Genomic DNA, 11,982 nt, shown 5'->3' with positions numbered 1-11,982 from the left:
GCACGGAGGCGCCTCCAGATGGAAGCCGTTCCCTTGGCAGCATTACCTGCCCAGGTTCTTCGGGTATGATCTCAGCTTCCGCCCTTGGGCGGAGCACCCCGTTGCAAGACGGGGCAAAGGTAGGTGGTGCGGTTGATGCGAATGGACTGTGCGCCTGTCCCAAGCACCGAAAGCACGCGCGCACGACGGGGGACAACGGCCCGACGGCGCCCAGCCCGGCGGAATTCCCTATTCCGCCGTCAACCGCATTCCTTTGCCATCATGCCCACCGGACTCGTGATGCGCAGCACCGGCAGCCGCTACCTCGTGCGCGGCGACGACGGCATGCGGCATGAATGCGTGGCGCGCGGCAACCTGCGCATCAAGGGCTGGAAGAGCACCAATCCCGTGGCCGTGGGCGACCGCGTCTCCTTCGAGCCCCAAGCCGACGCCGAGCATCCGGGGGTCATCACCGACCTGCACGACCGGCGCAACTACCTGGTGCGGCGCAGCGTGAACCTCAGCCACTACAAGCACGTGATCGCCGCCAACCTCGACCAGGCGATCCTCCTGGTGACGGTGGCTCGGCCGCGCACCTCCTGCGGATTCATCGACCGGTTCCTGGTCACCGCGGAAGCCTACCGGGTACCTGTGGTCATCATCCTCAACAAGGTGGATGACCTGACCGCTGAGCGCGAACTGGACCTGTTGGCCGAGTACCAGGACACCTATGAAGGGGCCGGCTACCCCACCCTCATCACCTCGGCCAGGCAGGGGCTCGGCGTGCAGCAGGTAGCGGAGCTGCTCTCAGGCAAGGTGACCCTCATCGCGGGGCACAGCGGCGTGGGCAAGAGCACGCTCATCAATGCCATCGACCCTTCGCTCGACCTGCACACGGCCGAGATCAGCGATGCGAGCGAGAAGGGGCAGCATACCACCACCTTCGCGGAGATGTTCGAGCTCCAGGGGGCCGGCATAGGGAGCCACACCTTCATCATCGACACGCCCGGCGTGAAAGGCTTCGGCCTGGTGGACCTGCGCCCCGAGGATATCGGCGACCAGTTCCCCGAGATGTTCAAGCTGAAGGGCAGCTGCCGCTTCAACGATTGCCTGCACAAGGACGAGCCGGGCTGCGCCGTGCGGGAGGCGGTTGAGGACGGCCGCATCGCCGAAAGCCGGTACCGCAGCTATCTGGACATGCTCGCCGGCATCGACGAGGAAAGCCCTTACCGATTGGATTGAAGCCCCATGGCCAAGCACCCCATCCTGATAACCGTTACCGGCATCCTGCTGCTGCTGGGCTGCCGGGCTGCGCGCCTGCCCCAGGAGGGGCAACCCGAAGCCATGCAACGCCTGGCCTGGCAGGGCGCCGATGCCGTACTGTGGCAGCATGCCTCAGCCGAAGCGGCCTGGCTGTACGAACAGGCCTACGACCATGCCCATCGGAAGCTTGAGGCCAACTGGCAGGCCGCCGAGGCCGATCGCCAGATGCTCGACAGCGCGCAGTGGGACCGCCGTCCCCTGGCCGTGATCGTGGACATCGATGAGACCGTGCTGGACAACAGCCCATATCAGGTGAATGCCATCCGCGAGGGCCGCACCTTCGACCAGAGCGACTGGAAGGCATGGACCGACAGGGCCGCGGCCAAGGCCTCCCCCGGCGCGCTCGGGTTCCTGCACCACGCGGCCTCCATGGATTGCGAGGTGTTCTACATCACCAACCGCGACATCCGTGAGAAGGCCAGCACGCTGAAGAACCTGGGCGACCTCGGCTTCCCCTTCGCGGACGAGAAGCATCTGCTGCTCATGGATGGAACGAGTGACAAGACAGAGCGCCGGGCACGCGTTTACTCCACCCACCGGGTGCTGCTTCTGGTGGGCGATCAGTTGCGCGATTTCGATGAGCGCTTCAAGGACCGGTCTAGGGACGATGGCAAGGGCCACCTCACAGCCTTGGCCGACAGCTTATCCCAATACTTCATCCTGCTCCCAAACCCCATGTACGGCACCTGGCGCGATGCCATACATGGCAAAGGCACCGATGCGGAGAAGCTGGCTCGGATGAGGGCCTGGTTCGAACGGAACGGCTACTGACATGCGCGCAGTGGTGCAACGAGTGAGCGAGGCGGCCGTCACCATCGGCGGCGTGGAGCATGGGCGCATACGGCCTGGATTGCTGGTGCTGCTGGGTGTGCAGGCCGGCGATACGGTGGACGACCTGGAGTGGCTCTGCGGCAAGATCGCCCGGCTGCGCATCTTCCCGGACGAGGCCGGCGTGATGAACAGGGACGTAACGCAGGCGCATGGCGAAGTGCTGCTCGTGAGCCAATTCACCCTGCATGCGAGCACCGTGAAGGGGAATCGCCCGAGCTACCTGCGGGCCGCGAGGCCCGAGGAAGCCATGCCGCTCTACCTGCGCGCCAAGCAGCGCCTGGCCGAGCTGGTGGGAAGGCCGGTGAAAACGGGGGAATTCGGCGCCGACATGAAGGTCTCCCTGGTCAACGACGGCCCTGTGACCATCATCATCGACAGCCGCACGCGCGAGTGAGCCTCAGCGCTGCAGCAGCAGGCGTGTGACCGCCACGGCCCCTGAACCGGCCACCCGGACGGAATAGAGGCCCGGAACCGCATCGAATGACGATGCATGCACGGAGCCATCCGCATGGCGCTCCCAGTGCACAGGGACCTCTCGGCCCAACGCATCCAGCAGCTCCACGTGCGCACCTTCCGGCACATCCCATACAGTGAATCCCTCCGTCGCCGGATTCGGCACCACCGTGTGGCCACCGGCCATTCCAACGGTGCGCACCGGTGAATGCACGAATGAGCCATCCGAATCGACCATGCGAAGGCGGTAGTAAAGCTGACCGTATGGCGCGTGACGGTCCTCCGTCCTGTACACGAGCGTGACATGGGACTCCCCTTGGGCCGCAACCGTTGCCACTTCCATCCACGCTTCAGCATCCGAGGAGCGCTCCACCACGAAGCGGGAGGCATTCCGCTCCGCCGCTGTGACCCACTCCAGCTGGACCCCGCCGGTACGCCGCTCCGCCTCGAAGGAAAGGAGCTCCACCGGCAATGGCGAACAGCTCACCACGGCGGTACCGCCGAACTGGAGCGGAACCGCCGTGGTCACCGAACTCCAGTTGCTGAAGCAGATGAGCCATTGCGTATAGCTGCCCACCATGAGCGGCGGCTCGAAGTTGGTCGCGTCGCCGCCAGCCGGGAGCGTGGCGGCCAATCCTGTGCCTCCGAACGAAACGCCGTTCCAGTTGCAACGGACCGGGGCCAACGTGTTCCCGGCCACCTGCGAGCAGGCCGATGCATTGTAGGGGTACATGATCCAATCGTAGAAGCCGCCCTGCGTGCCCAGCCCGCCGAAAGTGAACTCGAGGCTGCCGCCCGTGAGGACGTTCACGATCATCCATGTGCTGTTGAGCTCTCCGGCCCGGAGGCATCCCCAATTGTCCGTGCCCCAAGGGCTCGGCAGCCCGTCGGTTAGATAATCCGGGTTGCCCAGCGACCCCAACGGCGGCACCTCGTTCACCGTGCCGAACCCATTGGGGTCAATCTGGAAATTGATGTTGGTGCAAACGTTCACAGCCTGGTTGCAGTCGCTGGCCACCACCGGCGGCGGTACCGAGGAGGTGGTGATGCTGAACGTCCCCGGGCAGGGGCTGGGGGGCGAAGGCCAGGTGTCGAAGAGGATCCAGTACTGCACACCGGCCGTCATGGTCACCGTCAGATTCTGTACGGCTCCCGTGCCGCTCACCGACCCTTGGCATAATCCTCCGGCACCGGGGCAGGCGCCGCTGAAGACCCAGATGGAACTGTAGGTCTGCCCGGTGTAATTGATGGCATAGTTGCCCGTGACGGTGGGCGTGACCGTGTAAAGGGCTTCGTTGCCGCCGAGGTAGAGCGTGCTGGCCGAACCGCAGATGTTGGCGATGTTGGCCAGGGACAGGAGGTTGGATGCGTGGCACGCCACCGCTTGATTGGTGACGGGTAGGCTGGGGATGTTCACCGCAGTGCAAGCTCCAGCAGGCGGGGTCACCGTGCACGACGTGCAGGTGATGGTGGTGGTGCAGCAGGTGCTGGCCGTACCGCAGGCCGCGCTGGTGTTGTAGTGCACGAAGTAGGTGCCGTTGGCGGGTGCCGTGAAGGTGAGCGGCGCGTTGCCCTGGGCCACCACCGGTCCGTTGAAGGTGGTCTGGCGCACCGTGATGTATCCGCCACAGGAATTTGCGACCGTATAGGTCGCGCCCGCCACCACGGCATTGATGGTATTGTACTCGCTCTGGTAGGTGCAGGTGCTGATGGTGAGCGGCGTAAGGTTCACCGGCGCGGTGACCGTCCCGAACGCGACCGTATTCACGCACCCCGTAGTCCCGGTGCACGATGTGCAGGTGATGGTGGTGGTGCAGCACACCGATGCCGTTCCGCACGCTGCATTGGTATTGAGGTGCAGGTAGTAGGTGCCGGCGACCGGCGCCGTGAAGGATACCGGCGAATTACCCTGTGCCACGATGACGCCCCCCGGTGTGCCGCGGCGCACCGTGACGTAGCCGCCGCAGGAACTCGTCACCTGGTAAGTGGCGCCCGCCACGATGCCGTTGACCGTATTGTACTCGCTCTGGAAGGTACAGGTGCTGATGGTCAGCGGCGTGTTGTTGGTCGGCGCTGTCGCCGTGCCGAACGGCGTGGCGTTGATGCACGCCACCGCGGCTTCCATGACGAGAGCGGCCGCCAGGAGCGCCAGCAACCGCAGCGATTGCGGCACCCGGGTGGCCTTCATCCGTTGCGCCGCTGCGGTCATCGATCGATGAAGGGTTGCTCCGGACAGCGACCGGAATCCACATGCCGGAAGGGCCCGAGCCGCACCGGCCGGCGACTGACGCACCGCACCTGCACCCCGGTGCCGGCCAGCGCAGCGTTGAGCGTGGCCTTGTCCAGCACCGCTTGCTCCGTGGCGTGCAGCATCATGTTGCGCGTGGGCACGTCGAACCGGGCCATCAGCACCCCCGGCAGCGCGAGCACCGCTTCACTCGCCGTGCGGGCCTGCTGCGGGTCCGAAAGGCCATCAACGGCCGCCTGCACCAAATCCTGGCCGACGGCCTTGCGCGGCGCCAGGCACAGCAGCACAAGGGTCAGCAAGGCCAGCGCCCAGTTGCTTCTCCCCGAAGGACACAGACCTTTGTGCATAACTCAGCCTGAAAGATGATCGAAACTAAGGAATTCGGGATTAATGCGCCAGCCCCGCTGGAACTTTTGAGCACCGAAGTGGATTCCTGGATCGGATCAACCGGCGTGCGGTACTTCGACCCGCTGACGAACATGGCCATGCTCACCGAAGAGGTCGGCGAAGTGGCGCGGATCATGGCAAGGCGCTATGGCGAGCAGAGCGAGAAGGAGAGCGACAAGGCCAAGGACCTCGGCGAGGAACTCGCCGATGTGCTCTTCGTGGTCATCTGCCTGGCCAACCAGACCGGCACGGACCTGCAGGCCGCATGGCACCGCCGCATGGCGGCCAAGACAGCGCGCGATGCCGACCGGCACCGCAGCAACCCCAAGCTCCGGTGAGCCTCACGACCGGCTTGGCACGGTGCTGGCAAGGCCCGTCCCGCTACATTCACGCCCCGCAATACCGACCGCTCATGACCGCCATCCGAACAATGCTCCTGCTCATCGCCCTCATCCCCGGCCTCACGCATGCCCAGCCCAAGACCGAGGTGAAGGTGAAGGTAAAGGCCCGGATGGGCGAATTCCCCATGGGCGACGCGAGCATCATGCCCACCAGCCTGATTGCCAGCAATGCCAACGCCGTGATGCTGCTCCGCAATCCCGAGTTCGACCGGCGCCCCACCACCAAGCAGGAGGCGCGGCTGGAGCTCTACGACCGGGACAAGCTCGTGTTCCTGCGCAACCTGGAGCCGGCAATCAAGGGTCCATCGAACGAGAAGCTGCTGCTGGAGGACCTGGTGGTCTTCCGGGGGAAGCCCATGCTCATCGCCCGCAACCAGCGCGATGAGGAGGTGGCCCTCTTCTGGCAGCATGTGGACCCCAACCTGACGCGGCAGCCACCCGCATTCGACCGGATCTGCACCTTCCCCGTGCAGCTCGATGAACCCAAGCCGCAGCCCAAGGAGCCCGGCCAGCCCAAGCCCGGCACCCCCACCCGGCAGCCCTTCCGTGCCATCGTGGCCGGTGACAGCTCACACATGCTCCTCCACAGCGCCGAGCTGCGCGACAAGGATGAGCAGCGCTTCTACCTCTTCGCGCTGGTGGACCGCACCATGACGGTGAAGTGGCAGCACCTGCTTCGGCTCGATCCGCGTGCCGAGGGCGTCGACCTTGTCTCGGCCATGCCCCACACGGACGGCTCGGCCTATGTGATCCTGCGCAATCGGTCCAAGGAGAACGCCTTCAACGGCAGCACCTCGGAGGTTGTGCTCTATCGGCTCGATGCGGCGGATATCGCACCCGCCCAGCTGCCGCTGGAGGAGGGCAAGCGACCCACGGGCGGCCTGCTGATGGGAACCCGCGACGGCGCCCTCGCCTACCACGGGCTATATGCAACGGACTCCCGGGGCAGCGCCGCCGGGAATTTCACGTGCCTGCTCCCGAAGGGCTCCTCGGAATGGGGTGCGCCCTGGCTGGCGCCCTTCTCGGGCGAAGGGCTCGGCGATGGCGGCGGCCGCTCGGTGACGGAATCCTCCGATGCGGAGGAGGATGAAGAGGTGAAGGCCCTGCTCAAGAGCGGCAAGAAGTTCGAGGAGCGCCTGGATTGGGGCACGGATGTGGCGGCGGTGCTGCATCGCAGCGATGGCGGATTCTTCATCATCAATGCCGTGCGCTTCACCATCGTTCGCCGCGAACAGGGTGCCCGTCGCGAGTTCCTCATCCACTACCATGGCCCGGTGCAGGCGCGCAGCTTCGACAAGGATGGCAACGAGCAATGGAGCACCGTGTTCCAGCGCTGGGTGGACTCCCTGAGCCCGATCGTGGGCGCACCGCACGGCGTGCTGCACGGCGACCGGCTCTTCCTTTTCCTGCTCGACAGCGAGAACATGGCCGCCCTGCGCAAGGCCAAGCAGCCGGTGACGACCAAGGACGTGGGGGTGCCGTACTCGGTCTATGCCGCCTTCGATGACAAGGGCGCCTTCATCACCAAGTCCATCCTCTCCAGCGGCGGAGCGCAGGACCTGATCTGCGGCGCGCGGATCCTCACCGCGGGGAAGGACGAGCACTACCTGCTCGGCACCGGCACGCTGAACGGCAGCACTTACCAGCCGGTGCGGATCGATCTGATCAAGGAAACGGCGCGCTGATTCAGCCGAGGAACGGCGCCACTGCCGCGGCGATGCGACGCGTGGCCCCAACGCCCTCGCGTACCACGCCGAGCGAAGCGACTGCGGCTGCCTCACGGATTCCCGCGTCCTGGATGAGGCCCGTCAGCGCGTGCTGAAGGCCTTCGGCATCGCGCACCTCACGGGCGCCGCCGGCCTCGAGCAGGGCCTTGGCCTCGGCGAACTTGCGGTGCTCGGGGCCGAAGAGGATCGGCAGGCCCCAGGCCGCGGCCTCCAAGGTGCTGTGAATGCCATCACCGAACCCCCCTCCCACATAGGCGATGCTCCCGTGCTGGTAAAGGCGGGCCAGCAGCCCCATGCGGTCCACCAGCAGGGTGCGCGCGAACAAGGGATCCTCGTCCGGAGGGCCATCCCCGGCCGGAGCGGAGGGAGCCGCGAGCAGCTCCTCCAAATGGCTCCAACGCACCACGGGCTTCGGCATCATGCGCTCGGCGCGCTGCAGCCCGGCCTCATCCAGCTCATGGGGCACAAGCAGCAGGCGGGGCGGCCGACTCATGCGGCCCAAAGCCGTTGCGATGACCTGCTCATCCTGGGGCCATGTGCTGCCGGCGATGAGCACGGGGCCTTCCATGGCGCGCTGGAAGGCCTTGCCGATGGGCACTACGCCCGCGGTGCGGGCGATGGCATCCACGCGATCGTAGCGGGTGTCGCCGCTCACGGTCACCTGGCCGACCCCGATCGTAGCGAGGAGGTCGCGCGAGGCCTCGTCCTGCACGAATAGCCGCTCGAAGCAGGCGAGCATCCGCCGGTGCGTGCGCCCCCACCACCGGAAGAACGGCTGCTCCGGCCTGAAAATGCCGGATACCAGGAAGACCGGCACGCGCGCACGGCGGAATGCGCTCAGCCAGTGGTACCAGAACTCGTACTTCACCCACAGCACGGCCTTCGGCTGCACCAAGCCGATCATCCGGCGGGCCCTGGCGGCGCCATCGGCCGGCAGGTACTCCACATGCGTGGCGATGGGATGGTGCCGGCGCGCCTCATACCCGCTGGGGCTGAAGAAGGTGACGAGTACCGGCAGGTCAGGGCGGTCCGCCTTGAGCGCCTCCAGCACCGGCAGGCCCTGCTCGAACTCCCCCACGCTGGCGCAGTGCATCCACAGGCAGCCGTTCAGCTCGCTCCGCCTGGCCTGCAGCCGCTCCCAGAGCCCGTGCCTGCCGGCCACCCATCGCCGGGCCTTCGGGTGGAACGGCGCGGCCAGCCGGATGCCTGCATGGTAGAGCCCCAGGCCCAAGTCGTAGAGCAGCGGCATCTCAGTACCGGTAGCGATCGTCCGCCCGGCGGTAGATGGGCAGGGTGATGCCCGCCCGGAGCCCCATGAGCAGGTCCGTACGACCGCCGGTATTGTACTGTTCCGTATCGAAGTTGTAGGCCCGCAGCGGCTCCGTGAAGCCCGCCATCACCTCTGCGCCCATGTGGAAGTTCATGAGCCGGCGATTGCCGAAATGGTGGTAGCCCACGTAGCCGAGCACCGCCGGGCCCGCAGTGAGGCGGTCATAGCCCTGCAGGTAGTCGCCCTCGAGCTGCGGCACCACGTTGCGCTGGGTCTGCACCCTGACCTTGTGACGCATGTAGCCGGCGCCCACCTTCACCACCAGCCCGCTGTTGGGATTGGGTCCGATGACCGGGAACAGGCGCCCGGCGAACCCGAAGGCCGTCCAGCCCCGCTGGTAGAGGAAGACATCGGCCATGAGTCCGTCCTTGTCCACGATCTGCCCCGCGCTGTTCACCACGTTCCGCAGGATGCCCGGCTCGCGCACCTGATTGCCGAAGAGGAAGCTCCCCTCCCCGCCTACCAGCCAATTGCTCCGGAATTTGCGGTAGGCCGAGATGCCGATGTTGCTGTTATGGCCGAATCGGGTCTCGAGGTCGCCGCCCGGCCATTGGTGCGCATAGCTAGGCTGCACGGCCACCAAGGCGATGGTGCTGTCCCGGATGCTGCCCGTCCGCTGGGCCTGGGCGGCGCAGGGAAGGAACGCGAGGAGGGCGATGAGGGCGCGCATGCGGCGAAGGTACCGTGTGCGTCCGTCGGCGGAATGCCGGCAGCCGCCACCCGGCAAGGGGCGTGGCTATCTTCGGCGCCGCTCTCCGAACCCCTTCATCCGCCGATCGATGGAATCCACCGCGCCTACGAAGCCCATCCAAATGGTCGACCTCGTCGGCCAATACCACAGGATCAAGGACGAAGTGGATGCCGCGGTGATCCGGGTGCTGGAGAGCGCCGCCTTCATCAATGGCCCGGAGGTGAAGAGCTTCGAGCAGGAGCTGGCTGCCTACCTCGGCGTGAAGCATGCGATCGGCTGCGCCAATGGCACCGACGCCCTGCAGATCGCCATGATGGCGCTGGGGCTGAAGCCAGGCGATGAGGTGATCACCCCCAGCTTCACCTTCGTGGCCACCGTGGAGGTGATCGGCTTGCTGGGCCTCACGCCGGTGTTCGCGGATGTGCTGCCCGGCACCTTCAACATCGACCCCGCCGACGTCAAGCGGAAGGTCACGCCGAAGACACGGGCCATCGTACCCGTCCACCTTTTCGGCCAAAGCGCCGACATGGAGCAGGTCATGGCCATCGCCAAGGAACACGGCCTCTTCGTGATCGAGGACAACTGCCAAGCCGTGGGCAGCGACTACGCCTTCAGCGACGGTTCGAAGAAGAAGGCCGGGACCATCGGCCACATCGGCACCACCAGCTTCTTCCCCAGCAAGAACCTGGGCTGCTACGGCGACGGCGGCGCCCTGTTCACCAATGACGACGACCTGGCGAAGAAGCTCCGCCGGGTGTGCAACCACGGCAGCGATGTGCGCTACTACCACGAGGTGGTGGGCGTGAACAGCCGGCTGGACAGCCTTCAGGCCGCCATCCTGCGGATCAAGCTGCGGCACCTGGATGATTACGCCGCAGCGCGCAACCGCGCCGCCTCCGCCTACGACGAGGCTTTCGCAGGGATTCCGGGGCTGACCCTGCCGGAGCGCAGCGCCAGCAGCACCCATGTCTTCCACCAGTACACCCTGAAGGTGGCGGGCGGAAGGCGCGACGCCCTCAAGAAGCACCTGGAGGACCGGGGCGTTCCCGCCATGATCTACTACCCTGTACCCTGCCACCTGCAGAATGCGTACAAGACGGCCCGCTTCGGCGAAGGATCATTGCCCGTGACCGAATCCATCACCCACGAGGTGCTCTCCCTGCCCATGAGCACCGAGCTCGACAACGACCAACTCAGCCACATCACCGGCGCGGTGAAGCGCTTCTTCAACCAGTAAACAAGCAAGGGCCGGGAAGCTCCGGCCCCCACCTTCCCATGAACATCGCAGTAGTAGGAACAGGGTACGTAGGGCTGGTGACCGGCACCTGCTTCGCCGAGACCGGCAACCATGTGATCTGCGTCGACATCGACGCCAACAAGGTGCAGATGATGAAGGATGGCAAGGTGCCCATCTACGAGCCGCACCTCGATGTGCTCTTCGAGCGCAACATCCGCCAGGGCCGCCTGCACTTCACCACCGACCTGGCCAGCGCCATCAAGGATGCCCAGATCATCTTCCTGGCCCTGCCCACGCCCCCGGGCGAGGACGGCAGCGCCGACCTGAAGTACGTGCTGGGCGTCGCCGATGAGCTGGGCCGCATCATCACCGACTACAAGGTGATCGTGGACAAGAGCACCGTGCCCGTAGGCACGTCGGAGAAGGTGCATGCCGCACTGGCGAAGCACGCCAAGGAGGAGCTCTTCGATGTGGTGAGCAACCCCGAGTTCCTGCGCGAGGGCTTCGCGGTGGACGATTTCCTGAAGCCCGACCGCGTGGTGGTGGGCACCAGCAGCGAGCGCGCCCGCAAGGTGATGGAGGACCTCTACAAGCCCTTCGTGCGCCAGGGCAACCCCATCATCTTCATGGACGAGCGCAGCGCGGAGCTCACCAAATACGCCGCCAACGCCTTCCTGGCCACCAAGATCACGTTCATGAACGAGATCGCGAACTTCTGCGAGCGCGTGGGCGCCGATGTGGACAAGGTGCGCATCGGCATCGGCACGGACAGCCGCATCGGCAAGCGCTTCCTCTTCCCCGGAATCGGCTACGGCGGCAGCTGCTTCCCCAAGGATGTGCAGGCCCTGGCCAAGAGCGGCAAAGAGGCCGGCTACGAGTTCCAGATCATCAATGCCGTGATGGAGGTGAACGAGGGGCAGAAGACCTCCATCATCCCCAAGATCAAGCGGCATTTCGGCGAACTGAAGGGCAGGCACTTCGCGCTTTGGGGCCTCGCTTTCAAGCCCGACACGGACGACATCCGCGAAGCACCGGCCCTCTATGTGATCGACGAGCTGCTGAAGGCCGGCGCCAGCGTCACCGCCTTCGACCCCGAAGCCATGGCCAACGTGAAGAAGCTCGTCGGGGACAAGGTCGCCTTCGCAAAGGACGAGTATGAGGCGCTCAAGGGAGCCGATGCGCTCATCATCGCCACGGAATGGGCGCTCTTCCGCACCCCCGACTTCAAGCGCGTGGGGGAGCTGCTCAAGGAGAAGACCATCTTCGATGGCCGCAACCTGTACGAGCTGGAGGAGATGGCCAAGCTCGGATTCACCTATGAGAGCGTGGGCCGGCAGACCGTGGGCGCCAAGAAGCCGGTGAACGCCTAAGCCCC

Annotated in this window: 11 protein-coding genes and 1 riboswitch; of the genes, 7 read left to right on the top strand and 4 right to left on the bottom strand. The window is 65.7% G+C overall.

Annotated features, from left to right (window positions below; translation table 11 throughout):
• Positions 1 to 12 precede the first annotated feature (12 nt).
• A riboswitch (TPP riboswitch) is annotated at positions 13 to 111 on the bottom strand.
• A 150-nt stretch (positions 112 to 261) separates the two neighbouring features.
• The 3 genes from rsgA to dtd are packed head-to-tail and all read left to right on the top strand — an operon-like array spanning position 262 to position 2,527.
• Positions 262 to 1,221 (top strand): ribosome small subunit-dependent GTPase A, encoded by a 960-nt coding sequence (rsgA, locus tag QY325_15120; protein ID WKZ66087.1) that lies wholly within the window; start codon positions 262 to 264, stop codon positions 1,219 to 1,221.
• 6 nt (positions 1,222 to 1,227) lie between these two features.
• Positions 1,228 to 2,073, top strand: a complete 846-nt coding sequence (locus QY325_15115) for an HAD family acid phosphatase (protein WKZ66086.1) — start codon at positions 1,228 to 1,230, stop codon at positions 2,071 to 2,073.
• A gap of 1 nt (position 2,074) precedes the next feature.
• Complete coding sequence (gene dtd / locus QY325_15110) at positions 2,075 to 2,527, top strand: D-aminoacyl-tRNA deacylase (protein ID WKZ66085.1); 453 nt, start codon at positions 2,075 to 2,077, stop codon at positions 2,525 to 2,527.
• Positions 2,528 to 2,530: 3 nt separating this feature from the next.
• On the opposite strand, the gene QY325_15105 is transcribed toward dtd, so the two are convergent.
• Positions 2,531 to 4,795, bottom strand: coding sequence for a hypothetical protein (locus QY325_15105; GenBank protein ID WKZ66084.1), 2,265 nt, complete (start codon positions 4,793 to 4,795; stop codon positions 2,531 to 2,533).
• Positions 4,792 to 5,133 carry a hypothetical protein gene (locus QY325_15100; GenBank protein WKZ66083.1) on the bottom strand — a complete coding sequence of 114 codons (342 nt, stop codon included), beginning with the start codon at positions 5,131 to 5,133 and terminating at the stop codon, positions 4,792 to 4,794. Before QY325_15100 ends, QY325_15105 begins: the two co-directional genes overlap by 4 nt.
• Before the next feature lie 63 nt (positions 5,134 to 5,196).
• Here QY325_15100 and QY325_15095 point away from each other — a divergent pair, with 63 nt between their 5' ends.
• The gene (locus QY325_15095) at positions 5,197 to 5,559 is read left to right on the top strand and encodes a nucleotide pyrophosphohydrolase (protein WKZ66082.1); all 363 of its coding nucleotides are present in this window, start codon (positions 5,197 to 5,199) and stop codon (positions 5,557 to 5,559) included.
• 74 nt (positions 5,560 to 5,633) lie between these two features.
• Positions 5,634 to 7,307: a hypothetical protein gene (locus QY325_15090; protein WKZ66081.1), complete on the top strand. Its 1,674-nt coding sequence runs from the start codon at positions 5,634 to 5,636 to the stop codon at positions 7,305 to 7,307.
• A gap of 1 nt (position 7,308) precedes the next feature.
• On the opposite strand, the gene QY325_15085 is transcribed toward QY325_15090, so the two are convergent.
• Positions 7,309 to 8,598 carry a glycosyltransferase N-terminal domain-containing protein gene (locus QY325_15085; GenBank protein WKZ66080.1) on the bottom strand — a complete coding sequence of 430 codons (1,290 nt, stop codon included), beginning with the start codon at positions 8,596 to 8,598 and terminating at the stop codon, positions 7,309 to 7,311.
• Between the two features lies 1 nt (position 8,599).
• The gene (locus QY325_15080) at positions 8,600 to 9,349 is read right to left on the bottom strand and encodes a hypothetical protein (protein ID WKZ66079.1); all 750 of its coding nucleotides are present in this window, start codon (positions 9,347 to 9,349) and stop codon (positions 8,600 to 8,602) included.
• Positions 9,350 to 9,491: 142 nt separating this feature from the next.
• Between QY325_15080 and QY325_15075 the strand changes: the two genes are divergently transcribed.
• Both QY325_15075 and QY325_15070 read left to right on the top strand, forming a co-directional pair.
• Entirely contained in the window at positions 9,492 to 10,607 is a 1,116-nt protein-coding gene (locus tag QY325_15075; GenBank protein ID WKZ66078.1) for a DegT/DnrJ/EryC1/StrS family aminotransferase, read from the top strand.
• Positions 10,608 to 10,645: 38 nt separating this feature from the next.
• Entirely contained in the window at positions 10,646 to 11,977 is a 1,332-nt protein-coding gene (locus QY325_15070; protein WKZ66077.1) for a UDP-glucose/GDP-mannose dehydrogenase family protein, read from the top strand.
• The last annotated feature ends 5 nt before the right edge of the window (positions 11,978 to 11,982 follow it).

The sequence above is a fragment of the Flavobacteriales bacterium genome (genome assembly GCA_030584065.1).
Classification (GTDB): domain Bacteria; phylum Bacteroidota; class Bacteroidia; order Flavobacteriales_F; family PHOS-HE28; genus PHOS-HE28.
The sequence above is the reverse complement of the archived record's forward strand: the minus strand, read 5'-3'. Positions and strand labels throughout refer to the sequence as shown.

Bases quoted from the DNA above. Each gene is read 5' to 3' on its own strand.
- rsgA (WKZ66087.1), top strand. From the start codon at position 262: ATGCCCACCGGACTCGTGATGCGCAGCACCGGCAGCCGCTACCTCGTG.
- QY325_15075 (WKZ66078.1), top strand. From the start codon at position 9,492: ATGGTCGACCTCGTCGGCCAATACCACAGGATCAAGGACGAAGTGGAT.
- QY325_15105 (WKZ66084.1), bottom strand. From the start codon at position 4,795: ATGACCGCAGCGGCGCAACGGATGAAGGCCACCCGGGTGCCGCAATCG.
- QY325_15115 (WKZ66086.1), top strand. From the start codon at position 1,228: ATGGCCAAGCACCCCATCCTGATAACCGTTACCGGCATCCTGCTGCTG.
- dtd (WKZ66085.1), top strand. From the start codon at position 2,075: ATGCGCGCAGTGGTGCAACGAGTGAGCGAGGCGGCCGTCACCATCGGC.
- QY325_15095 (WKZ66082.1), top strand. From the start codon at position 5,197: ATGATCGAAACTAAGGAATTCGGGATTAATGCGCCAGCCCCGCTGGAA.
- QY325_15090 (WKZ66081.1), top strand. From the start codon at position 5,634: ATGACCGCCATCCGAACAATGCTCCTGCTCATCGCCCTCATCCCCGGC.
- QY325_15070 (WKZ66077.1), top strand. From the start codon at position 10,646: ATGAACATCGCAGTAGTAGGAACAGGGTACGTAGGGCTGGTGACCGGC.
- QY325_15085 (WKZ66080.1), bottom strand. From the start codon at position 8,598: ATGCCGCTGCTCTACGACTTGGGCCTGGGGCTCTACCATGCAGGCATC.
- QY325_15080 (WKZ66079.1), bottom strand. From the start codon at position 9,349: ATGCGCGCCCTCATCGCCCTCCTCGCGTTCCTTCCCTGCGCCGCCCAG.